Raw genomic sequence first — 22,638 nt, forward strand, 5'->3', positions numbered from 1 at the left:
ATCGCGGCTGCCGCCGCACGTCCGTCGCGACTGCGCGCGCCGGCCTTGTCACGACCTAGAAACAGGATGAATCATGCTGACCCAGACAACGCGCAGCGGGAAACCGCCGCGCGCGGCGGCGCTTGTCGCTGCCGCCAGCGTTTTGTTGTGCGCGCCTTCGCTCGCCAGTGCCCACGCGATTGCGGGCAATCGCGTCTTTCCGTCGACGATGGCCGTCGACGACCCCGGCGTAGGCGACGAAGCCAACCTCCAGTTCGGCCATCAACGCGTGCCGGGCGACAACGGCGACCAGAGCATCAACACCTTCGACTTCGAGTACGACAAGCTGATCACGTCGCGGCTCGCGGTGTCCGTGGACGGCACCTATGCGATGCAGAACAATCCGCGGGCGCACGGCTTCGACAACTTCGGCGTCGGCCTGAAGTACCTGCTGTATGTCAATGACGCGCACGAGTTCATGACCTCGATCGGCGTGGATGCCGAACTCGGCGGCACGGGCAGCCGCGCGATCGCCGACAACTTCTCGACGATCTCGCCGACCGTGTACGTGGGCAAGGGCATGGGCGATCTGCCCGAGTCGCTCGCGTATCTGCGTCCGCTCGCCATTACCGGTGAAGCGGGACCGGCGCTGACCACTGGCGCGGGACAGCCGAACGCATTCAACTACGGCTTCACGGTGCAATACAGCTTGCCGTATCTGCAGCAGCACGTGCGCGATGTCGGCCTGCCGCAGCCGCTCGCGAACCTGATTCCGCTAGTGGAGATTCCGCTGTCACGCAGCCAGGGGCAGACGACCGGGACGGTCAATCCGGGCTTTATCTGGATCAACCGTTATGGGCAGTTCGGCGTGGAGGCGCAGATCCCGATCAATCATGCAAGCGGCTCGCACGTGGGCATTCTTGTCCAGGCGCACATCTTCTTCGACGATGTTGCGCCGACCACGATCGGCAAACCTTTGTTTCAGTAACGCGGGAGAGTCACGATGATCATGAATGGCACGATCGGCAACCATCGCGGTGACGCGAGGCTCGCTGCCGCGAAACTGGCGGTGTGGTTCGCCGGTCTCGCAGTCGCGAGCGCGGCTTTCGCGCACGTGTTCCCGCAGAAGCAGGAACCCGGAGCCGGTGCGACGGTGGCCTCACCCGCGCAGGTACGGGTGATTTTTGACGGACCGCTCGAAGCGGCGTTCAGTTCGCTGACGGTGACCGACGCGAGCGGCAAGCAGGTCAACGCGCAGAAAGCCGCGGTCGACGAGCATCAACCGGCGCTGATCGCCGTGCCGCTGCCGCCGCTCGCGGCGGGCCACTATACGGTGCACTGGGTGGCCGTGGCGTCGGATGGACATCGCACGCACGGCGACTATGCGTTCAATGTGAAATAGCGGCACGCGGTGATGCGCTGCGTCATCCGTCGAGGTATGGCGCGCGGTCGGTCGCATCATTCTGTTGCAATGACGCCGACCGCATGCGCATGCCCGGGATATCGCTTGCGGTATCAATGAGACGCGCCCGTCGCTTCGGCCGGAATTCCCGGCGGCAGTCCCGGCGGTGGTGCGCTGTCGGTGAGGGTGAGCATCGGCATCGAACTCGGGCATTTGAACGTTGTCAGCACATCGCTCGTCAGCGGATTGGCGACGCTGCCCGCACCCGCGATATCGAGCACAGCCTTGCGGCCGTCGAAGTCGAAGGCCACGCGTGTGCGTCCCGGCGTCGCGGTCTCGGCAACCTGGCCTTTCTGAACCAGTCGCATTAGCGCCCACGGCCCGTCCGTTGCGAGCGTCGAAGTCTCCGGCCGGATGCGCGGCTCGGCCGTCACCTCCGCATGCACCCCGCCGCGTGTGCCCGGCCACGTCACCGGGAACGGCGTAACCGGTCCATGCTGATAGAGCGTCGTCTGACCGTCGATATCGATCATCAGTCCGGTAATCGTCGGATCGAGCTCGGGAATCCGGATCTCCGCCTTCCATGACAGCTGTTTCCGATCCGGGTCGGCGAAGAAGATGTCGCGGATCGCCTTCGCATGCTGGAACGGTTCGAGCTCCGGCCCCTGGACGGGTTCCGTCGCGCCGGCCAACGTCTTGTAGCGCCACGGTGTTGCCGACGTATCCACGAAGGCCGAGAGTGTCTTCACGAAGAAGTCGTCGATCACACCGCCTTGCGCGAAGACCCGCGTGAAGTCGTCGATACGCACCTCGCGCTGGCTGGCCGCCGCGAACGGATAGTTGCCTTCGATCGTCAGCCGGCAGGTGTCGCCGACTACCGCCTGCATCTGTCGCGAGAGTAACTGGCCGATGCCCTGATTCACCTCGCGCGAGCCGTCCGCCGCCAGCGCCAGCAACACGGCGCGAAGCGGAGGCGGCATGGTGTTGGCGGTCATCTTGAGTCTGGCCGCCGTGTCGCTCGCCGGCGGCATGCTGTTGTTGGCGAGCGCATTGTCGGCGACCGTCAACGCCGTGTAGTAGTCGTTCAGCAGGTTCCCCACGCCGTCGAGCCCCGTCTTGTCCACTTGCGCCGTGCCTGCCTGCACGGCGGCCTGTCCGTCCGTGTTGCCCGTAACGACCTCGCGCAGCGCGGCGAAGTGACTATCGACCAGTTCACGTTCGATGATTTCCGAGGCCCGGATGCCGAGCGTCTTATCCGCTTTCTCGCTCAGCCGGTCGGCGGCCTTTTGCAGCAGGGAGGCGTCCGCTGCCGCGACGGCTTGCGTCAGCGTGGTCTCGCGCACGGCCGCGCGCGCCAGCCGGGCAAGCGGGGAATCGGGCGCTGCGAAGCTGCGCAGCACCTGTAGATCGAACTGCAGACTGGTCCCGTTGACAGTGCGAATGTCGCCGAGAAACGCATCCCACTGTCGCGCGTATTCCGTCAGATATTGGCGGCGGATAGCCTCCGTGAGCGGGTCGTCGGCGCCGCTCGCCGCGCTGACGAACTCAGCCGTTTTTTTTTGAGCCTCGCCCAGATAGGTGCGGCCCATTACCCAGGCGTCGTCGTCGCGCGCGGCCTCGACGAACTCGGGCACACGCTTGTCGAACAGCTGCCGGTAGCCGTCGAAGGTGAAGAGTCCCGGCACGCCGCGCGACAGCGGCGCGCCGCTCGCCCGCGTGAAGACGAGTCCGGCTTGCGGGCCGACCGCGCGGATCAGGGTGAATTCGTCGGGCGCCTCTTTCTGCATCGCCGCTCTGGCCCGTTCATACAGACGCGCGGTTGCATTGCTGCCATCGAGAAACGAGCGGGCCTGCTGCACCAGCGAATCGTTTCGGATCAGCGGTGACTGAACCACGCGGCTGCCTGAAAAGAGCTGCTGCACGTGCTCGATCATCGAGGCCCGGCCGCCGAACACCGCTGCGCTATCTGTGTTCGCCCAGTCGTCGAGCACCCAGGCTTTCACGTCGTCGGCGTGGAATTTTGGCTTGTCGTAGAGCATCAGGTAGACGCGTAGCGCGTCGTAGGCGGTCTTCGAATCCTTGTTCGCCACCGCTTGGGCGATGACGTTCTCCATACGCCGCACAATAGGCGGCAGCAGCAGGTTGTCTTCGAGCACATCGTAGGTGCGGCGGCTCTCGGCGACCACAGCAGGCGCGGTGTAAAGACCGAACCGGTACGCGCTATCCGGGTCCGCCATGTCGAGCCCCGGGAAGGTCGGCAGGTAACGCGCTTCGGTGAGCGTATCGGGGATCGCGTCGGGTTTCGGCTCCTTGTAGAGTTGCGCGACCTTCGCGGCCAGCGCCTGCGACTTGCGGCCGATTAGGGAAAGATAGTCGCTGTTATGCGCGAAGCTGAGCCGCAGGCCGATTGCAAGCCATGCGAAGAGAAGCACGGCGAGCGCATGGCCGGTGAACCGCAGCAAACGGAAACGGAATTCCCAGCGCAGATTGGGACGCACCAGTTGCGCCTCGGCGAACACGACCTTGGTGAGCAGATCGTGCAGGAAGTAGCTTTGATTGCCCGCCGGCCTGGCACCGCGCGTACCGGGCACCCTATCGAGCGATGCCGACAGCCGCCGTGCGATAGTGCGCCGCCCGGCGACCAACGCGTCGCCGGTCTGACTCGCGCTCGTGAAGTAAACGCCGCGCAGGGTGGCGTGAAGTTGCGTGGCGTCGTAACGTGAGTCGAGGAACACGCGTTCGACCAGCTCGCCCAGCGGTTGCGACAGTGCCGCAAACTCTTCGGATAGCGCGACGAGCTGCCGGCGCCGGGCCGGATCGAATTCGTCCTGCAAACGCGTGTTGACGCCGTCGGCGAGGCGGTTCGTCAACAGGGCGAGTTCCTCGTCGCAGCGCGTCCGCACGCCTCGGGCGGCAAGCGACTCCTTGCCGTAGGGCAGCGTAAAGCCCCAAGGTTGGGCTCGTCCCTCGGCCGTCAATGAAGCGAAGTATTCGTTGAAGCCGCACAGGCGGTCCATTTTGGTCACGACCAGATAGACCGGAAAGCGGATGCCGAGCGTTTCGCGCAATTCCCCAAGACGTGCGCGTAACGCCGCCGCTTCGGCCATGCGCGCGTTGTTGTCGAGACTCGTCAGCGCGGCAAGCTCGACTGTCACTATCGCGCCGTTGATCGGCGCGCGAGGCCGGTGTTTGCGCAGCATCGCAAGAAAGCCGAGCCATTCGTCCGCATCCGTTTTTTCGTGCAACCGGTTCGAGTCCGGATGATTAGCGTCGGGCGACGCGACCATTTCGCTCGTGGCGGCCGCGTCTTCATGCCTTGACGTGGCCGTCGCCTTGTCAGCAGCCTTGCTCGTCACCGTAGCGAGCGTCGACGCCGGTCGCCCGTTTTGCGAGGTGCCATGACGGGTGTAGTGCCCCGCGGTATCGATCAGCACCGCTTCGTTGGTCAGCCACCATTCGACGGACTCAGTGCCAAGGAGAGCACCGGCAGTGCGCTGCATCTGCGCCGCGAGCGGAAACGGCAGTCCGGCATTGAGCAACGCGGACGTCTTGCCGGAGCCTTGCGAGCCGAGCGTGATGTACCACGGCAGTTCATACAGGTAGCGTTTGCCCTGAAACAGACGCGCGATCCCACGCGCTCCCGTGCGCATGGCTTTCAAACGCGCGAGCGCCGCCGAGACGATCGCATGCACGTTTTCCAGTTGCACCGCAGCCGGCGATGCCTCCTTCCTGCGGCCAAATTCGAGCAGGCTCTGGAGGAATTGCGGTTCGCTGCGCATTTTCTGCAAGAGCAGGAACGCCCAGTACACGACGGAGATCGCCAGCAATATCGCAATGGCGATCATGCGCGCCGAAGCGGACACGAACGGTTGTTCGCGGCCGACCGTGACGAGTGGCGACGCGTGCCAGATCAGCAGGCACAGCAGCGCCACGAAAAACACACTGGCGGACCAGCCCGCCAGCCACAGCAGCACGCCTGCCAGCATGAGTGCTATCACCAGCACACGCATGCCGACGGGGGCGAGCGGTTTCAAGCCGCTGAACGCCACCAGTGGACCCACAAACCAGATCACCAACGCGATAACCAGCAGCGCGGCGAGAGCGAGGAACTGGCGCGATACCAGAAACGACAACTTCTTCATGCCTGAATTTCCCGAGTGTCCTGGTTGATCCGTCATTGCGCGACCGTGATCTCGACGCGGCGATTTTGCGCGCGGCCCTGTACGGTGGCGTTATCGCCCACTGGATCGGCGGCACCTTTTCCTACGGCTTCGAGGCGCGTCGCCGGCACGCCGGCTGTCTGAAGCAGTTGCATGATCTGCGTGGCGCGCTCCTCCGAGAGGGCTTCATTCGAGGCGAACTGACGGCTTCGGATCGGCAGATTGTCGGTGTAACCCAACACGGCGACCTTGCCCGGCACCTTGACGATTTCGCCCGCGAGCCTGGTGATGAGTGGCGTCATCGCGCTCTTCACCGCCGCGGCTCCCGGCGGGAACATGGAATCTCCGCGGAACGTTACCGAGCTGTGATGGTCGTCTTCGTCGACACTCACTGTGCCGGCGGCAATCTCGTTCTTCAACAGTTCCTTGAGGTGCAGTGCGCGCGGGGGAGGCGGGGGTGTCATGCGGCCAATGTCGGCGATCTGCTTTTGCACCTCCGCGCTGTGGTTCAGCAATTCGTATTTGAAGTAGCCGAACAGAGCGATCAGGATGACTGAAAGAACAAAAAGCGTGATCCATACCGGGAAGTCGAAAAACGACACCCGGTTGCCCTTCGCATCCGATTGCCAGTGTGGCGACAGCGCGACGGCCAGACTCCCGTGCCGCGGCATGATCTCGTTATAGATCCGTTGACGCACGGTTTCATGTTTGCGTCGTCCATCGGCCTCGTAGCGGTAGCGGCCTTCGAAGCCCAGACTAAGAATCCGGTAGATGAGTTCGAGCAGGTCGAGATGTTCCTGCGACTCGCTCATCAGCCGCCCGACCAGCAGATAGACCTTGGTGCCGCCTTGCCGATCTTCGTGGAAGAGCGTGGCAAGTCCATGGGTATTCCATTCGACGCCGGTTTCTCCGCCTTTGCCCCATACCGTTTGCATGGCGGCTTCGTCGAGTGCCGTGCACAGGCAATAGCGCGCACCGAGCATATGATCGCGCCGGATGTTGGTCTGATCGCAAAGCTTCTGGAAAGCCCGCACTTCCTGCTCAAGCAGCACCCGCAACTGTTCTATCCCGTCCTGCTGCAACTGGTCAGGCAGGTCCGCCAGCGCGCGCAACAGAGGGCGGGCCGCCTCGAGCAGCGGGTTGCGCGAGGCCCTGATCGCGGCAAGGCGCTCCGCGGTCGATTCACCCGGCGGCGCGTCTCGATGAGGGGACGGGCCGGACGCCGCCGCGCTCGCGGCTCGGGAAGACACTTCTGCCTGGGCGAAATGTGAGGCGGCGGCCTGCATGCCGCCCTGATCGCCAGGCCACGGGGCACGCTCGCGCGAGCGGTTTGCTACGTCTGAATGCACTGACTGACCTTTTCTCTCTGGATTGTCGTTGCCCCTTGTTATTCGAGGCTTTAGCGTCTCACGCTGCCTGGTACCCGCTGATGCGTGCTAGCCGCGCACGCCCCACAGTTCGAGCTTCAGCGACGGGAATTCGCCGGCGACATGCAAGGCAAGTCCACCGTGTCGCGCGACTTCGTCCCACAACGGGCCGCCACGGGCGAACTCGTAATAGACAAAGCCCGCGTTAAAGGGGATCTGTCGCGGCGGGACCGGCAACGCCTGTAGCGCGATGCCCGGCAGATGTCCCCGCACCAGATCGGGCAGCCGTTCAGAGGGGCCGGCTTTCGCCTGAGCGGCAAACTGTTGCTGGAGCAGGTCGGGCGGCATCGCGGCATGCACCGCGAGCACCACTGCCGTGAAGCCGCGCATGTCGACGGGATCGACCACCGCGTTGCGCATTCCATGTCCCAGCTCTCTTAGTTCAATGTGCTGTGCGCTGCGCACCAGCACCGCATTGAGCAGTAGATGCGTGTCGTCCACCAACGGCTTCAGACACAGGTGCGGCGTGGTGTGCTGGTAAGCCGGATGGGAATCGAGCGGCCGCCGGCTATCGGTGCGCACGTAGGTCGACAGTTCTCCCGCCATGCCGAGCAGCAGTGCGTAAAGATCGGCCGGGGACGTGGCCGGCACCCGGCGTAGATGCTGGAGCAAGGGCTCGTAACGGTTGAGCGTTTGCAACAGCAGATAGTCGGAGACCTCCGCTGTGGTCCCGGCGTTGCCGTTAGCGCCGGTCAGCCGGGTTGCGAGCGCGGTTGCACGCAGGCGCGTGAGTTCGTGAATCTTCGCGAGCCAGCTCGTGAGCAGTTCGCTCGCACCGAAGCCCGCCACCGGCGGAATCAAGGTCTCGTCCAGCGCGATGCTGCTGTCCGCGTGAATCGTCTTGACGCGAGTGAGCGCGAGGCCGATCCATGCATCGGTCAATTCCTTCTCCGGCACGAGCCGCAGGCGCAGGTTCGACAACTGCACGGTCTTCGGACCTTGTCCGATCGAATTCGTGTCGCGCAACTCGGTGTCGAATACGGCGTTGCGCGCGAGCGAGTCGGCGGCGTTGTCGAAGTTCGTCTCTTCGCCGTTCGGCACACGCACGGGCACCGCGAGATAGATCACCTGATCCAGGTGCTCCGCGCGGACGGTGAGCGGCGCGGGCGGCGACGTGCTGGCGGGCATATCGAACGGTGTGCCGTCGGCGAATACGCCACTGGCCGACTTCACGATCACCTTGCCGAGCGCCAGCGCTTCGCTATCGAGACTGTAGTGACTGAAGCCGAAGAAGAACGGCGAGAGCGTTGCTGCGCGTTTGTGCGCATAGTGCTCGAGGTATCGCTCCTGTTGCTGAAAAAGCTGCGGGCGCAGAAAGAGCCCCTCGCTCCAGACCACCTTGTTATGCCAGCTCATGCTTTTATTCCACTATTTTCTTTCGGTGATCCTGATTGCGTTCGGTTCAAGATCGATGGTCAGTTTCAGTTTCGGCGAGCCGCGATACCACGCCGCATCGGGCGCGGACGGTAGCGGATAGGCCGCGCGCCATACCGAGCTGGGCAGATCCCGATAGGCCGCGAGTATTCCGATCACGGTCGTGGCGGGATCGGTTTTGGTCCGGATAAATTTGCTCTCGCCTGGCCGCAACTGGAATTGCGCGCGCGTGACGAGATCGTCCGCGAGGGCTGTCCTGTCTTTGTCCTGCAATGAAAAGAAGTCGGCGGAATTGAATGCCGCGTCGGTTTTCAATTCATAAACCCGTATGACGATCGGCGCCGCACGCTTCTGGTCGTCTGGATTGACACCCGACGACGCAACGACCGACAGTTCGAGCTTGACGGGTTCTTTCGCGGTGTTCGGATCGCGGCTGGCGCACGCGGTCAGCGCACATGCAAAGGCGAGGGCAATAACGGTGGCGAACGGGCGCATTGGGCAACGCAAAAATGAGGCACGATAGAAACGCAGCAAGGACGCAACCCGGCGAGGCCAGGGAACTCTAGGACCTACCGGGGACGGGGCTGCGCGTGAACCGGCAACGCGGCTCAAGTTTCCTTATTGCCCTTGATGTCGTAACCGGCTGTCACTGCGCCGCCGCTACCGCCCTGTGCGTTCTGAACGACATACTCCTGCTTGACCTTCGCAAACGAAAGGCGAACATGCTCGTGAATACCGTCGTCGGCGTTGCTGCCGGACGGATGAACCTGGGTGACGATCACATCGTTCATGGTGATCTTCAGATATTCGAGCGGGTTGCCGCCGGCTTTGCGCACAACCAGCACAGCCTGGTCGACGTGCTTACCGGTCAGGCAGTATTTCATCAGGTTCGGGCTCGCCCGATCCACGAGGTGTTCGAACTCGAGGTCGTCCACGGTCGCTTTTCCTGCGCCGCCGCCGGAGCCTGCATGCATATTCGCTTGCTGAGACACTCGCCAGCCCCAACTCCTGACCTCGATTTCGTTCTTGTGCGAAGCATCCGGCGATTCTCCATCAATACCGTTGATCTTGAGAAAAATGTCTTGTGCCATATAGAAAGTGCTCCTTGCGCGTTGAATTTTGACAGTCTGGTTTTCACTACTTGCTGGCTACATCCGCAATCTCTGCCTGCAGTGCCTCACGAAGACTACGGCGATCGTCGGCGGCCCTGATATCGTCGATAAGCCATCTGCCACGAACCCAAACCAGATCGAACTCCACCTGGTGTGGCTCCTTGAAGTTTGTAAACGACACGACGGCCTTCGCCGTGTGACGCTTCGCGACCGTGACGTCGATGCCGGTCGTCGTGATATCGAAATCCTGGCAACGGCAAACCGGATCCATGCCCAGATAGCCGGCCTCTCCCTTCAATGCCCGCTGATCCTTCCTGATGACCCGCATGAGTGAGGGCGACGCAATGGCATGAGAGCCGGACGTATCGATGCCGGGAGGATCGCCGTTGAACGTGTAGGCGCCATAGACGGTTTGCAGAAACCGCTTCGCCGAATCGACGCTCTGTGCAAGTGCCGGTTGCATGCCAAGAGCGGCCCACGCAACCGCCGCCAAAGTGCAGCTTCGCCATTGCCTCATTGCGCCCCCTGCCAGCGATACACCTTGTACGCCGGCTTCTTTTGACGATAGCCCGGACCGCCCCACATATCGTTCTGGCGAAAATCCGAGACCCACTGCAAGCCGTTGTACATGGTGATATGGCCGGCGATATTGCCGCCGGGATAAGGCTGAATAACGGCCGTGTCGCCTTTGCGTGGCGTAATCAGGTCGCCCACGGATACTTCGACAAACCCATGCGCGCGCAAAACGGGACCGTAGTTCCTGGCGAACTCGACCGCCGGTCCCTGAGAAATGACGATTCCGCCGGCCGCAAGCGCTTGCCTCACATAGGTCGCGCATCGGCCATTGGAATCCGCATGGGCGTGAGTATTCAGATGCCTGACCGCTGCATCGACATCGTAATTTTGATCGGACATATCAACGTGTTGAATCGGATCGCAATCGGTTGAAAATCACGAACGGAAAGCGGGGCGAGATGCGGACGCACACCTGTTTTCGTAGCGCTAACATGGTCTGCATCCAGAAGCCTGCTTCCGGCCGTTTCAGTCAGGCGGCTTCCTTGATGGACGGCAGCCGCGCGACGAGGCGCAGGGACACCGTCAGCCCTTCGAGCTGAAAGTGCGGGCGCAGAAAGAACTTCGCCTGGTAGTAGCCGGGGTTGCCTTCCACTTCCTCCACCACCACCTCCGCGGCGGCGAGCGGCCGCCGTGCCTTGGTTTCCTGCGATGAGTTGGCGGGATCCGCGTCGACGTAATGCATGACCCACTCGTTCAGCCAGCGCTGCATGTCTTCGCGCTCCTTGAATGCGCCGATCTTGTCGCGCACGATGCACTTGAGGTAATGCGCGAAGCGCGAACAGGCGAACAGATATGGCAGGCGCGCGGACAGATTCGCGTTCGCGGTGGCGTCCGCGTCGTAATATTCAGCGGGCTTCTGCAACGACTGCGCACCGATGAAAGTGGCGTGATCGGTGTTCTTGCGGTGGATCAACGGGATGAAACCGTTCTTCGACAATTCGGCTTCGCGCCGGTCCGAGATGGCGATTTCGGTTGGGCATTTCATGTCGATACCGCCGTCGTCGGTGGGAAACGAATGGCACGGCAGATTCTCGACCGTGCCGCCCGATTCGACGCCGCGGATCAGCGAGCACCAGCCATACAGCTTGAACGAGCGATTGATGTTCACGCCCATCGCGTAGGCCGCGTTGGCCCATGCATAGCGATGGTGATCGGAGCCGTTGGTGTCCTCTTCGAAATCGAACTCGTCGACGGGGTGGGTTCTCGCGCCATAGGGCAGCCGGGCAAGGAAGCGGGGCATGGCAAGCCCGACATAGCGCGCGTCTTCGCTATTGCGCAGCGAGTTCCACGGCGCGTACTCCAGGTTTTGCGTGAAGATCCTGGTCAGGTCGCGCGGGTTGGCGAGCTCCTGCCATGATTCCATTTGCAGGACCGCAGGCGACGCGCCGGAAATGAACGGCGTGTGCGCCGCTGCGGCCACCTTGGCGATCGAGCCGAGCAGATCGACGTCGGGCGGCGTATGGTCGAAATAGTAGTCGGCTACGAGGCACCCGTAAGGCTCGCCGCCAAGCTGGCCGTACTCCTGTTCATAGATCTGCTTGAAGAGCGGGCTCTGATCCCACGCCATGCCTTTGTAGCGTTTCATCGTGCGCCGCAACTCGTCTTTCGACACGTCCATGAAACGGATTTTCAGACGCTCGTCGGTCTCCGTGTTCGAGACCAGATGGTGCATACCGCGCCAGGCGGACTCCAGTTTCTGGAAGTCGTCATGGTGAAGAATCAGATTGATCTGTTCGGAAAGCTTGTGATCGATCTGCGCGATGATCGCCTCGATGCTTTTATACGCGTCGTCGCTGATCGTGGCCGACTGCAGCAATGCCTGTTCGGCGAGCGTCTGCACGGCGTGTTCGACAGCCACGCGGGCCTGTTCCGTTTTCGGTCTGAATTCCCGGTTGAGCAACTGGGTAAAGTCGGACGGCGTATGCGCTTCCGCAGCCCCCGCGTGGATCTGTTGTGTTGCCATGTCATGTCCTCCGGATCTGTTCTGCTCAGGCGGTCAGATGGTCGTGACCGTATCCACTGTGTCGTGGTCCGCGTCTGTCACGAGCGGTTTCGGTGTGGCCGCAAGCGATTTCAACAACGCCGGATCCTGTAGCAATCTGTTGACGAGTGATTCCGCACCGGACTTGCCGTCCATATACGTTTGCAGATTCGCGAGTTGCGTGCGGGCTTCGAGCAGTTGGCGCAGCGAATCGACCTTGCGGGCAACGGCCGCCGGCGAGAAGTCTTCAATGCTCTCGAAGGTCATGTCGACCAGCAACTGTCCCTCGCCTGATAGCGTGTTCGGCACCGTGAATGCGACGCGCGGCTCGATCGCCTTCATCCGTTCGTCGAAGTTGTCGATATCGATGTCGAGGAAACCGCGCGCGGCTACCGGCGGCAGCGCCTCGACGGGCGCGCCGGAAAGGTCCGACAGCACGCCCATCACGAACGGCAATTCGACCTTTTTCTCGGAGCCGTAGACTTCGACGTCGTACTCGATCTGCACACGTGGCGCCCGATTGAGCGCGATGAATTTCTGCGAACTGCTGGGAACGGACATGGAGGTCTCCGTGGACGGTGGTGAAGAGTCGGCAGCGGTCAGTCAACCTGCTCGACGGAAGATGTGTGTGACATGGTGGCGGGTGAGGGCCTTTCCGGCGCTGGCGCAAGCGCATACGTGCATTGGAAAGCGAGCGCCGCGATGGGTAGCGCGCTCGCGTCGACGAGGTCGATCTCAATGCGTGTGACCATTCGTTTCGACGCAAAGGCGTCGAGCCATAACGCGGAAAGGCGCGGTAGCACGTGTTGTTCGATGAAGCCGATCAGCACGCGAGCCCCGGTTTCCTGAACAAGGCACCTGCCGACGATGTAGTCCACCACTTGCCGGCTGTACGCGAGCGCCATGTCGTGAACGTCAGCCATGCGTCTGGCAACGCGCTTCAGATGGAGCCGCACGATGCGCGCAAGCGATTCGTGCGCGAGAGGCCGGTACGGCACTACGGTGACGCGGCCGAGAAATGCCGCGGGAAATGCCTTGAGCAATTCGGGTCTGAGGGCTTCGCGCAATTGGTTTGCATCGGGTGAGCGCGACGCATCGGCGCACAGGGTGGCCGTGAGTTCCGACCCAGTGTTGCTGGTGAGCAGAATCGTCGTATTGCGGAAATCGATGTAGCGGCCGTCTCCGTCTTCCATATAGCCCTTGTCGAAGACCTGGAAGAACACTTCATGCACGTCGCGATGAGCCTTCTCGATTTCGTCGAGCAAGACCACCGAATAAGGGCGGCGCCGCACGGCCTCGGTGAGCACGCCTCCCTCGCCGTAACCGACATAGCCGGGCGGGGCGCCTTTCAGTCCGGAAACGCTATGGGCCTCCTGATACTCGCTCATATTGACGGTGATCAGGTTCTGCTCGCCGCCGTAGAGCGCCTCGGCGAGGGCGAGCGCGGTTTCGGTCTTGCCCACACCGGAGGGTCCGGCAAGCAGGAAGACGCCCAGCGGTTTCTTCGGATCCGTGAGCCCGGCGCGCGCGGTTTGCACCCGTTCGCCGATCTGACGCAAGGCGTCGGACTGCCCGATCACGCGCGCTTCGAGCGTGGCTGGCAGCGACTGCACGGCGGCCACTTCGTCGGTGACCATGCGGCCGACGGGAATGCCCGTCCAGTCCGACACAACCTGGGCGACGATCGCCTCGCTCACGTCCGCGAACACCAGTGGCGCATCGCCCTGCAATTGCGTGAGGGCGTGCTCCAGATCTTTGAGCGTGTGAAGCGATGCGCGCGCCTCCATGCTCGTGTCCGCGCGTGGCACGCCGCTATCGACGCCGAACGCATCACGAGCGGTGAGCAAGGCCTGCGCCGCTGCGAGCTGCGCTTTCCAGCGGGCTTCGATGCTCCCTTCAACGGCGACGAACTCATCGACGCGCGTCTGGGCCGCCGTCAGTGCGCGGCCGGTGTCCAGCCCGATACGCGATTCCGCGGTGAGCAACTCGCTTTCGACGCGTGCCGCCCGTACGCGCTGACGCACGTCCTGCAACTCTCGCGGAGGTGCGTGCTGGGAAAGTGCGACACGCGCGCACGCGGTGTCGAGAAGACTGATGGCTTTGTCCGGCAGTTGCCGTGACGGGAGATAGCGATGCGACAGCGTCACGGCCGCGCGGATCGCCTCGTCGCGCACGACGACATCGTGATGCCGCGAGAAGGTCTTTGCGAGGCCGCGCACCATATCGATAGCGGCCGGTTCTTCCGGTTCCCGTACCTGCAGGACCTGGAAACGCCGGGTGAGCGCCGGATCTGTTTCGATGTGGCGCTTGTACTCCGCCCAGGTCGTGGCGCCGATCGTGCGAATCGCGCCACGCGCAAGCGCGGGTTTCAGCAGATTGGCAGCGTCGCCAGTGCCTGTCTGACCGCCCGCACCGATCAGCGTGTGGATTTCGTCGATGAACAGGATCACCGGCACGGCCGTCTTCAGCGCGGCCTCCAGCACGCCTCTCAAACGGGACTCGAATTCGCCCTTCATGCTCGCGCCGGCGAGCAGCGCGCCCACGTCGAGCGTCAGCAAGCGCACGCCCACCAGTTTGGGCGGCACGTCGCCGGTGGCGATGGCGCATGCGAGTCCCTCCACGACAGCGGTCTTGCCGACGCCCGCTTCGCCAGTCAGCAACGGATTGTTTTGCCGACGGCGCAGCAGCACGTCGATCATCGTGCGAATTTCCAGCTCGCGCCCGATGACCGGATCAATTTCGCCGTTGTGCGCACGCGCGGTCAGGTCCGTGCAGAACTGTTCGAGCGGCGAAGCTTTTGATTGCGCGGCAAGCGCATGCGAGGTCTCGCCTGGCACCGCCGGTGAAAGATCGCTGTTGTCGTAGGGCGCTTCAGCGGTTTCTGGGGACGCGCCTATGGATGCCAGCAGAGATGGGTTCAGACCTTCGGCGGTTAGTCTCGCGAACGCCGGTGAAATGCAAAGCAGCATACGCCGCAATTCCACCGTCTGTACGAGTGCCGCGACGAGCCATGCGCTGCGAATGCGCCGGTCATTGAAGCTGAGCGTGGCCAAGACCCAGGCTCGCTCGATCGCCATTTCGACGTGATGCGAGAAATCGCTGATCGAACTGGCACCTGCGGGTAGTGCGGCGAGCGCGCTTGCCATGTCACGATCGAGCGCTTCCCGGTCGATACCACAGTGCCGCGCAATCCGATGCAGGTCCGAGTCGGGCTGTTGCAGCAGTTGATGCAGCCAATGCACGAGTTCGATATACGGATTGCCGCGCAGCTTGCAGAAGACGGTGGCGGACTCGATGCTTTTGTATAGCGTAGTTCCGAGCTTGCCGAAGAGCGCCTGTCGCGTAGTCGTCATGGGGTTTCTCTGCGTCGCTGTCATGCGTTTTCGTGCTTTCGCTCGTTGTCGGGCGAAGCAATTGCGGATCGGCCCAAATCAATCTGGGATCAATCTGAAAATAGGGCTGCGGGCTATTCGATCCATTGCGGATCAATCAAATTGCCATTCTTAAGTCATGATATTTTTTTTAAGTGAAATAAAATCGTCAGGATTGTATTAAGCGCATGACTTGATTCATTCGTCAATTGATGTCTGTCGAAATAGATTGAAAATGGATGGCGTTGTGAAAATTCCGAGTCGGATTGGGATCGTTCTTCATGAAAGTGTTATTTTTTGATTCTATTGTGCATATAGGTGATTGTTTTTATGGAGATTTATGGATTTACACCAATGTCTTGAAATTACGGGAGAGTCGTGAAAATATGTGAAATACCGTGCCCTGAAAGATTTTTATCCTAATTTTTATCAAAAAAATAAGAGGTAGCGGTGAAATAGAATTTCATTCTTTTTGAAATGGACTGATGCCCGGGATTCGTGTTTAGAATGCGACTCCCGCCAATCAGGAAAGCACGGGCAATGACATGTGGGTGAGAAGATTTATCAGGCATGAAGTGAGGGTGTCCCCGCGCGTTGAAGCGGGCCCGACACAAACGGAACGCAAACTGCCTGGAGACGGGCGCCTTGCACATCAGAGCGCCGACGATCATCTGCGCGCCCCCGAATACGATTCCGAGTACCGCAAAGACGAAGATCTGCTTGGAAGCAGCGCAATATTCGGCCTGATCGGCGCCGCCCTGGCGTCTGATACCGGCGAGTCGCGGCGAGATCGCAGCGAAGCAAGCAGCGGTATCAACGATCTGATCGAAACGTTGCACGAGCAGTACCTGCGCGTACTTTGCGATCCCCATGCGTCTCTGTCTGGAGGTTGGGAAGGGCAATCCGCCCTTTCAGCCGGCGTGTATCCGGCTTCGCACTACGAGGCGCAATCCGCTGCACGGACACCGCACATCGCGTCGATCGAAGCACCTGTGTCCGGGGCGCGTTTCATGGAAGACGCGTTCGGCCCGCTCGCCGCGGACCTGGAAGCCGACTTCGACGTGGCGGAGCCGGCGCCCGAAATCCTCGGTCTTTTCGCACCGGCGGCACACCTCGCCGTGGCCGCACGGCGCGCGCGCGTGTTGCCGCCCGCGCTGGCACGACGGGACCACCATGCGTTGGGTCTGGACAGCCCGTTGCCGGCCCCACGTTCAATGACACACGAAGAGACTCGATGACCGCATATCTATCCCGCAGCAAGAAGACAGAGTGGCAGCAAGGCGCCGCAGATGGACAGGCCTAAGGCGCCTGCTTCCTGGGCCGTGCAACGCGAGGCGCGTTCCGCGCGCGAAGGCGCCGCCACGCCCCGACGAGCGAGCGCGCATCTGTTGCCAACGTTGCTCGACCGTCTGCGTGACGATGCGCCGCGCAGGCACACGGAAGCGCCCAGTGAATACACGGTGACCCGTTCGCAGATGCGCGACATCGTGCAGCGCGATCTGGCATTCCTGCTGAATACGACCAGCATGGAGGATCTGATCGATCGCGAGCGATATCCGCATGTGGCTTCGTCGACGGTGAATTTCGGCGTGCCGCCGCTTGCGGGGGCCTTCACGGCAACGCGCAAATGGGAACACATCGAGAAGATCATCCGGTCCGCGATCAACGAGTTCGAGCCACGGCTTATCGCCGAATCACTCAGCATTGCGCCGCTCGCCGGTGTCGATGCCGAGGTTCACTACAACGTGCTGGCATTCGAGGTCCGCGGCATGATTCGCATGGATCCGTATCCGCTCGAATTCATGGTGCAGAGTTCCCTCGACCTGGAAACGAGTCAACTGAACGTCACTGGAATGCGCGCGGGCTGAGCGTGATCCTGTATCTAGGGAGATGCACGAAGAACAACCGCAAGTGCCGATGGCCAAGCGGGATGAAGGTCAATGATGAGCAAAAGCAGAAAACACCTTGTGCAGAGCGCGGGGACAACGAAAGCACCTGTGCCTCACAACTGGATGACCCCGGTCGACTCCGCGGCACCGTGCGGCATCGACCTCGAATACGACCCGGAATTCGTCGTTCTCGCGGCGAAAATCACCACGAGGCCGGACGCGCAATACGGCGATTTCGTGGGATCGCCGGAGCCCGTCAACTGGAGCGACGTCGATCGCGACTGCCGCCGTTTGATGATGCGCAGCAAGGACATGCGTCTCGCCGTGCTGTTCACGCGCTGCCGCACCCGGCTTACCGGTGCGGCGGGACTCGCCGAGGGCGTGGGCCTGCTCGCCGCGTGGCTCGCGGCTTTTGCGGATCAGATTCATCCGCAGCCCGGCGTCGACGCGGATCGCGAGGCCGCGCTCGAAATCCGCATGAACGCATTGCAGGCCCTGACCGACGTGGATGGTCTGCTTGCGGATGTGCGAGAAATCGCGTTGACGAAGTCGACTGCCACGCGCCTTCAGGTGCGCGACATTGAGCGTGCGTTTGCTTATCCCCGTCTAAACGATGCGCTTGCGCCGGAATCGGTGACGCGGCAACTCGACGATCTGCGCTCACAGCAGCAGGGCACGTTGACGGGCTTCGACGAGGCGCTCGTCAGCCTCGCCGCGATCGACGCATGGAGCCGCGAGCACCTGGGCGTCCACGCGCCGAATCTTTCGGCGCTGACCCGGTTGCTCCAGCATGTTGCGCGAGATGGTGCGTACGCGGACAAAAGGAAAGCGGACATCGCTATGAGTGACCCGCCGACCATCGAACGCGGCGTGGATGAAGCGCCTCCCGATTCGTTGGCCGGGCATGAAGGGGAGTCGGCGCGCGGGAACGTCGATGTGATGGCAGGTGAGAGCGGCGGCACGCCACTTACCGATCGCCACACCGCTCGCGAGCTAATCAGGCAGGCCCGTGAGTGGTTTGAGAAAAACGAACCGAGCAGTCCGGTTCCTTTGCTGCTCGGGCGCGCCGAGCGACTTGTGGGTAAGCGCTATGCGGAGGTGGTCAAGGCCATTCCCGCTGAACTGCTTGTTCAATGGGAGAGCGAGGGGTGAGCGCCCCACGTGGGAGCGGCGGCGCAGGCCGCCTGAACAAATCAAATAGACATCGGTACGCTTCGCCACGAAGTAGTCGATACGCGAAGCGAATTGATGATAGGTCGCTCCCGTCATGCCCTTCACCGAGCTTCCTTTTGTATAGTCGTATGCGAGTCCGCATAGCCGCCGACACACCGCACGCAACCCTCCGCCCACTAGCATGAGCGGCCACGCCGCACCCATGAAGAAGGCGCGAATCATCGCGCCTTTTTTTCGCCCGTGCATCCGGTGCACTCGGGCCGACCCGTGATCTGTCAACTCCAGTGCGCATTGTCATGCGGCGCGCATTAGTCGCATTGCTTTTCCGACTTATCCCATGTACGCCGCTGCCGGCCTCCACAGATGATTTTGTGCCTGCAGTGGCTAAGCCGCTGCAGCAGCACCGGTGGCTTGGCTCGCCGGTCGCCTTCGTCTATTTCATGGAGTCGTGGAAATGTCGGATCAGGAACGTAAAGGCACGTTTTTATCACTTCGTCACTGTAGGCACGCTCACCGGGCACGGCGGGCGTGTCACCACCGGGCGGTCTATCACGCTGGCCGGGCTGCCCCTTGCGTGTGTCGGAGATATCGTGACATACAGCGACGGCGCGCGTGCCGTGATCAACGACAGTCCGCATCGCAGTTGCACACATCCACCCTGTTCGTGCCGCTCGATGAGCATGGCAACCAGCTTCAACTTCAGTGAGGGTGTGCAGGTATGAAACGACGCATAGCAGTTGTGGGCGACACCTTGAGCGGCGGGGGCGAGGTTCTTGACTATGTGCAGGGCACCGGCTTTCGCTTTCACGGCCATAAGGCCGCACTACTCGGCAAGGAAGCATTCTGTCTGACGTGCAAAAGCACCGGGATACTCGCGAAAGCGGGCGGCCCGTATCGGCTTCAATACGAGACGACGCACCATGTGGCACTCGATGGAGATATCGTTCTGTGCCAGTGTTCAACCCCACCGCGCGTCACTGCGAGTCTGGCAGGAGAGTCGTGGTGCGAGGACCGCGATTATGAATACGCGCGACGCGTGGAGCTTGATGGTGAGCACGCGTCCCAAGTCGAGTATGCACATCAACGCCACGATGAGCAGTTTGCGCTTGTTGACGCCGCACATAACGTAGTCCCTGACACGCCTTACACCGTGTTTCTACCTTCGGGCGAACGGATTCACGGCATGACCGATTCGCGCGGACGAACCCGGCGCTATCAAACGGACAGCGCGCAATCCATCAAGATTTACCTTGGACACAGATAGGAGGTTTGATGCCGGATGCACTTGGGACAGCAATAACGAACACCAATTCTAATTCGTGTGTGATCGTACGCACGGATCGGCTTTGCAAGCCGTGGCGAATCTCTCAGGCGGGAATCGGTTTTATTGAAGCATGGGAGGCTTTCCGGCCACATCTATACGACAACGATGGCGGTGGGCGCGGTGGAAATACAACTATTGGCTTCGGGCACCTGGTTCATATGGGTCCGATATCGGGTGTATCCTCTGAAGCCCCTTTTTTGAGGGGTATATCGTTGGAGCGTGCGCACCAATTAATGCATCAGGATTTGATAGACCCTGAACGGATCGTGAATCAACGCATAAATGTTCCGCTCTTTCAATACGAGTACGATGCATTAGTCGATTTTGTTTATAATTTGCGCAGTCACAATGAGGGACTTTTGCATCTCGTAAACACCGGCCACTACGACCAGGTGCCAGCAAAGTTTTTGGAATATTCGTGGGCAGGCGACGTACAACCGCGTGGCATTTTAAGGCGGCGCCGTGCAGAGGGAAACATGTTCAAGGATGGGAATTACGATGCGAGCCATTAAAGCAATCATTGTAGCGACTGGCTTTGCCTTTGCCACGTCTGCATTTGCTGACGCGGCTTGTGAGAAACACGCTAAAAAGCGTAATGATTTTCTCGAATGTACAAAAGCTGACGCAGACAAGATGCTTTTTGACTCGAAAAGTCTATATCTTAGAATTAGAGAGCAAGCCAAAGGAGACAGGCGGGCCGCGATAGACCAAAATTATCAGATATGGAAAGACAAGCTTGAATCAGATTGCACAGTGTTAGGCTATTCATTCAATGGGTGGGGGGGAGACTACACGCCGGATACTGATTTCCAGATTGCAGAATGTCGAAAGACCATCGCGACTCAGGAATTTGAGTTTTATAAACGGCTCACATGCCCCGGCGATATGGAAACGTCTCCAGTTCCAAAGTGTGCGGCCATAAAAAAGGCGCTTGACGAGAGCCGATAGAAAAACACGATCCCCGCTACGGCGGGGATTTTTATTGGAACGAAGACCTGCGTGAAAACCGATGAGGCATGGCATCCCCTTGTCAAATGGAAGTAGTCTTTAGGAGTTCTCTGATGTCATACATGTCTGCCATGGGGATAAGTTTGCATTTGTAGTGAGAGCTACATTTGCAAACGGCGCAAGCCACTCAATCAGAGAAAAACGATGACAAGCAGACGGTTATTTTTGCGTAATAGCGCATTATCTCTCGTGGGAATCACATCGCAAATTGCCCGCGCCACCCCCGAGTCGCCCCAGCTCCCTGCAACGTCGAACCACGGCTATGCGCTAACCAATGGCGCGAGCGCACTGAAGCGCGACGATGGGTCATGGATTTTTTGGGTTCGCATTATCAATTATGATAATCCTGATGATGATATTAACGCAAGTCTTGAGCTGGCAACTGATAGGGCATTCTCGCAAATCATCGAAAACCTTCCTTTTACTCTTACGAATTCACGATCTTTCATTGCCCAGCCGGTTTACACGCCAAAATCCGGAAGTTCGCAACTCTTTTATCGCTATGTGATCGGATCGAATCCTTCGACTTCTCGTTCGGTAAGTTCGGTCGTTAACTCAATTTCCCCATGGGATACTGAATCAAAGGCTGAATAACAAATGGCAAAAGTAGAGTTGGTGTTGCAATGGGTCGAAACGGGGTCGAATTCGATGGGATCTTATCAGGCGTTCATGTCTGCAGGAAATAGTCCAAGCGACTCGCTGTCAATAATCCAGAACGGCAGCAATCTGATTGCGACCGTATCAAATGTCAGCAATATGCTGAAACCGATCCGCATCATTACTAACGGCTTATCAGCCACGTCCGCACTAACCCGGATCGTGACTGACTGGAAAGACCCAAATAAAATGGTTCAACCCGGGGATGTGCTAACTCTTGTCAGTGCGACTGGTACAATCGCCGTTACGCTACTTATATGGGCGGAAATTGGACCCGGCGCGGCAGCGGCAATTGGAGCACTCGCCCTTGCCGCTGACTTGCAGTCTTCGTTTCAACCGTATGTGAGTGCCGCTAAGGTATGGCTTGGAGCTGCATTGTCGAAGACGCTGCAGCTTTCAAAACCAGCATCCATTGCCAGCGCATCGCTTTATTGGGGAAGCGTCAACCACGGGAACGGGTATAACCTTTACACATATGATGAGATAATGTCCGGTAAGGGTCTATTCGTCTATCTGAGTGATAGCATGACAGCGCCGGGTTTGATAAGAATCTCTGGAACCCCAGTGCCGGGTAGTTTTACACCGGTAGCAGACTCCCTATATAAGCAGAGTTACTGCCGGGCGCTGTATGACGAGAGGGGAGGCTCGGACCTTACCAGCTGGATGAATTATTGTCAGAGTACTATGTTCCGATGAAGACGCCTGCAATGCCACTCAGTATTCGAGCTGCCATCGTCGCTTTTTTTCTTGCCTTTTTATGTGAGGTATCGGTAGAAGGCGTTTTGTTATGGAGTCTGCCTTTAAAGCCGACAGGATGGGTCGCCATAATCGCAAGCCTTATAGCTAATCCGTTGGCACTGGTGTATGCAATGAAACGCCGAAAATGGGCCTTTGATCTTCTCAAGTGGATCGCAGCGTTTAGCATTGTATGGACCGTGTCCGGTGGACCCTATCTTTCGGTATTAGGCGTGTGGTCTATCGCTCTTATTGCGCTTTGCGTATGGCTTCGCGTTCTAGCGTTTATCATGCTACGGCGCGAGTCGGCGAGAGAGTGGATCGACTCCGCTATGGCGGCACGCCACCTGTAGCGCAGGACAAGCGACGAATCTGCGCCGCGGATATTGACGCCCGCTTCGTGCGGGCGTCTTTACGTAGTTTCTCAAGGGTCGCTTTCGCAGGAGCGGGAATCGACCCTCTCGACACTT

The 22,638-nt window shown here is 60.3% G+C and carries 20 protein-coding genes; 10 read left to right on the forward strand and 10 right to left on the reverse strand.

From position 1 onward, the window contains the following. The first annotated feature begins 73 nt into the window (after positions 1-73). Together P0D70_RS26640 and P0D70_RS26645 are read left to right on the forward strand one after the other, a co-directional pair. The gene (locus tag P0D70_RS26640) at positions 74-967 is read left to right on the forward strand and encodes a hypothetical protein (protein ID WP_408186661.1); all 894 of its coding nucleotides are present in this window, start codon (positions 74-76) and stop codon (positions 965-967) included. A 15-nt stretch (positions 968-982) separates the two neighbouring features. Then, positions 983-1,381: a copper resistance CopC family protein gene (locus P0D70_RS26645; RefSeq protein WP_408186662.1), complete on the forward strand. Its 399-nt coding sequence runs from the start codon at positions 983-985 to the stop codon at positions 1,379-1,381. Positions 1,382-1,494: 113 nt separating this feature from the next. Here the strand turns inward: P0D70_RS26645 and tssM are convergent, their stop codons facing one another. From tssM to tssH, 10 genes are all read right to left on the reverse strand, one after another. After that, on the reverse strand, positions 1,495-5,523 hold the full coding sequence (gene tssM, locus P0D70_RS26650) for a type VI secretion system membrane subunit TssM (RefSeq protein WP_408186663.1): 4,029 nt from the start codon (positions 5,521-5,523) through the stop codon (positions 1,495-1,497). Between the two features lie 32 nt (positions 5,524-5,555). Next, complete coding sequence (gene tssL / locus P0D70_RS26655) at positions 5,556-6,890, reverse strand: type VI secretion system protein TssL, long form (RefSeq protein WP_408186664.1); 1,335 nt, start codon at positions 6,888-6,890, stop codon at positions 5,556-5,558. Positions 6,891-6,977: 87 nt separating this feature from the next. Next, a complete protein-coding gene (gene tssK / locus P0D70_RS26660) occupies positions 6,978-8,324 on the reverse strand; it encodes a type VI secretion system baseplate subunit TssK (RefSeq protein WP_408186665.1) in 1,347 nt (448 codons plus the stop codon). A gap of 12 nt (positions 8,325-8,336) precedes the next feature. Next, on the reverse strand, positions 8,337-8,837 hold the full coding sequence (gene tssJ / locus P0D70_RS26665; RefSeq protein ID WP_408186666.1) for a type VI secretion system lipoprotein TssJ: 501 nt from the start codon (positions 8,835-8,837) through the stop codon (positions 8,337-8,339). Between the two features lie 113 nt (positions 8,838-8,950). After that, a complete protein-coding gene (locus tag P0D70_RS26670; RefSeq protein WP_091793890.1) occupies positions 8,951-9,433 on the reverse strand; it encodes an Hcp family type VI secretion system effector in 483 nt (160 codons plus the stop codon). 46 nt (positions 9,434-9,479) lie between these two features. Continuing rightward, a complete protein-coding gene (locus P0D70_RS26675) occupies positions 9,480-9,947 on the reverse strand; it encodes a DUF3828 domain-containing protein (protein ID WP_408186667.1) in 468 nt (155 codons plus the stop codon). Positions 9,948-9,967: 20 nt separating this feature from the next. Beyond that, positions 9,968-10,369, reverse strand: coding sequence for a hypothetical protein (locus P0D70_RS26680; RefSeq protein ID WP_091793894.1), 402 nt, complete (start codon positions 10,367-10,369; stop codon positions 9,968-9,970). A gap of 130 nt (positions 10,370-10,499) precedes the next feature. Continuing rightward, complete coding sequence (gene tssC / locus P0D70_RS26685; protein WP_408186668.1) at positions 10,500-11,993, reverse strand: type VI secretion system contractile sheath large subunit; 1,494 nt, start codon at positions 11,991-11,993, stop codon at positions 10,500-10,502. Between the two features lie 33 nt (positions 11,994-12,026). Next, positions 12,027-12,572 carry a type VI secretion system contractile sheath small subunit gene (tssB, locus tag P0D70_RS26690; protein WP_408186669.1) on the reverse strand — a complete coding sequence of 182 codons (546 nt, stop codon included), beginning with the start codon at positions 12,570-12,572 and terminating at the stop codon, positions 12,027-12,029. Between the two features lie 38 nt (positions 12,573-12,610). Next, positions 12,611-15,364: a type VI secretion system ATPase TssH gene (tssH, locus tag P0D70_RS26695; protein ID WP_408186670.1), complete on the reverse strand. Its 2,754-nt coding sequence runs from the start codon at positions 15,362-15,364 to the stop codon at positions 12,611-12,613. A 599-nt stretch (positions 15,365-15,963) separates the two neighbouring features. Here tssH and P0D70_RS26700 point away from each other — a divergent pair. The 8 genes from P0D70_RS26700 (at position 15,964) to P0D70_RS26735 (ending at position 22,129) form a co-directional block, all read left to right on the forward strand. Next, a complete protein-coding gene (locus P0D70_RS26700; RefSeq protein WP_408186671.1) occupies positions 15,964-16,620 on the forward strand; it encodes a TagK domain-containing protein in 657 nt (218 codons plus the stop codon). A 51-nt stretch (positions 16,621-16,671) separates the two neighbouring features. Further along, positions 16,672-17,250 carry a type VI secretion system baseplate subunit TssE gene (gene tssE, locus P0D70_RS26705; RefSeq protein ID WP_408186672.1) on the forward strand — a complete coding sequence of 193 codons (579 nt, stop codon included), beginning with the start codon at positions 16,672-16,674 and terminating at the stop codon, positions 17,248-17,250. 75 nt (positions 17,251-17,325) lie between these two features. Then, positions 17,326-18,423 carry a type VI secretion system protein TssA gene (locus P0D70_RS26710; protein WP_408186678.1) on the forward strand — a complete coding sequence of 366 codons (1,098 nt, stop codon included), beginning with the start codon at positions 17,326-17,328 and terminating at the stop codon, positions 18,421-18,423. Between the two features lie 739 nt (positions 18,424-19,162). After that, positions 19,163-19,708 carry a PAAR domain-containing protein gene (locus P0D70_RS26715; RefSeq protein ID WP_408186673.1) on the forward strand — a complete coding sequence of 182 codons (546 nt, stop codon included), beginning with the start codon at positions 19,163-19,165 and terminating at the stop codon, positions 19,706-19,708. Positions 19,709-19,716: 8 nt separating this feature from the next. Next, positions 19,717-20,280 carry a lysozyme gene (locus P0D70_RS26720; RefSeq protein WP_408186674.1) on the forward strand — a complete coding sequence of 188 codons (564 nt, stop codon included), beginning with the start codon at positions 19,717-19,719 and terminating at the stop codon, positions 20,278-20,280. Further along, positions 20,267-20,716 carry a hypothetical protein gene (locus P0D70_RS26725; RefSeq protein WP_091793913.1) on the forward strand — a complete coding sequence of 150 codons (450 nt, stop codon included), beginning with the start codon at positions 20,267-20,269 and terminating at the stop codon, positions 20,714-20,716. The genes P0D70_RS26720 and P0D70_RS26725 overlap by 14 nt, the downstream gene beginning before the upstream one ends. Positions 20,717-20,920: 204 nt before the next feature. After that, positions 20,921-21,370 carry a hypothetical protein gene (locus P0D70_RS26730; protein WP_408186675.1) on the forward strand — a complete coding sequence of 150 codons (450 nt, stop codon included), beginning with the start codon at positions 20,921-20,923 and terminating at the stop codon, positions 21,368-21,370. A gap of 3 nt (positions 21,371-21,373) precedes the next feature. After that, positions 21,374-22,129: a hypothetical protein gene (locus P0D70_RS26735; RefSeq protein WP_408186676.1), complete on the forward strand. Its 756-nt coding sequence runs from the start codon at positions 21,374-21,376 to the stop codon at positions 22,127-22,129. The last annotated feature ends 509 nt before the right edge of the window (positions 22,130-22,638 follow it).

Source organism: Paraburkholderia sp. RL17-381-BIF-C (assembly GCF_046026435.1).
Lineage (GTDB): Bacteria > Pseudomonadota > Gammaproteobacteria > Burkholderiales > Burkholderiaceae > Paraburkholderia.

Excerpts from the sequence above, each read along its gene's own strand:
- tssK (WP_408186665.1), bottom strand. The coding sequence starts at position 8,324 with ATGAGCTGGCATAACAAGGTGGTCTGGAGCGAGGGGCTCTTTCTGCGC.
- P0D70_RS26730 (WP_408186675.1), top strand. The coding sequence starts at position 20,921 with ATGACAAGCAGACGGTTATTTTTGCGTAATAGCGCATTATCTCTCGTG.
- P0D70_RS26710 (WP_408186678.1), top strand. The coding sequence starts at position 17,326 with ATGAGCAAAAGCAGAAAACACCTTGTGCAGAGCGCGGGGACAACGAAA.
- P0D70_RS26715 (WP_408186673.1), top strand. The coding sequence starts at position 19,163 with ATGAAACGACGCATAGCAGTTGTGGGCGACACCTTGAGCGGCGGGGGC.
- tssC (WP_408186668.1), bottom strand. The coding sequence starts at position 11,993 with ATGGCAACACAACAGATCCACGCGGGGGCTGCGGAAGCGCATACGCCG.
- P0D70_RS26680 (WP_091793894.1), bottom strand. The coding sequence starts at position 10,369 with ATGTCCGATCAAAATTACGATGTCGATGCAGCGGTCAGGCATCTGAAT.
- P0D70_RS26725 (WP_091793913.1), top strand. The coding sequence starts at position 20,267 with ATGCGAGCCATTAAAGCAATCATTGTAGCGACTGGCTTTGCCTTTGCC.
- P0D70_RS26735 (WP_408186676.1), top strand. The coding sequence starts at position 21,374 with ATGGCAAAAGTAGAGTTGGTGTTGCAATGGGTCGAAACGGGGTCGAAT.
- P0D70_RS26670 (WP_091793890.1), bottom strand. The coding sequence starts at position 9,433 with ATGGCACAAGACATTTTTCTCAAGATCAACGGTATTGATGGAGAATCG.
- tssH (WP_408186670.1), bottom strand. The coding sequence starts at position 15,364 with ATGACGACTACGCGACAGGCGCTCTTCGGCAAGCTCGGAACTACGCTA.
- tssJ (WP_408186666.1), bottom strand. The coding sequence starts at position 8,837 with ATGCGCCCGTTCGCCACCGTTATTGCCCTCGCCTTTGCATGTGCGCTG.
- tssE (WP_408186672.1), top strand. The coding sequence starts at position 16,672 with ATGGACAGGCCTAAGGCGCCTGCTTCCTGGGCCGTGCAACGCGAGGCG.
- P0D70_RS26645 (WP_408186662.1), top strand. The coding sequence starts at position 983 with ATGATCATGAATGGCACGATCGGCAACCATCGCGGTGACGCGAGGCTC.
- P0D70_RS26640 (WP_408186661.1), top strand. The coding sequence starts at position 74 with ATGCTGACCCAGACAACGCGCAGCGGGAAACCGCCGCGCGCGGCGGCG.
- tssM (WP_408186663.1), bottom strand. The coding sequence starts at position 5,523 with ATGAAGAAGTTGTCGTTTCTGGTATCGCGCCAGTTCCTCGCTCTCGCC.
- tssB (WP_408186669.1), bottom strand. The coding sequence starts at position 12,572 with ATGTCCGTTCCCAGCAGTTCGCAGAAATTCATCGCGCTCAATCGGGCG.
- P0D70_RS26720 (WP_408186674.1), top strand. The coding sequence starts at position 19,717 with ATGCCGGATGCACTTGGGACAGCAATAACGAACACCAATTCTAATTCG.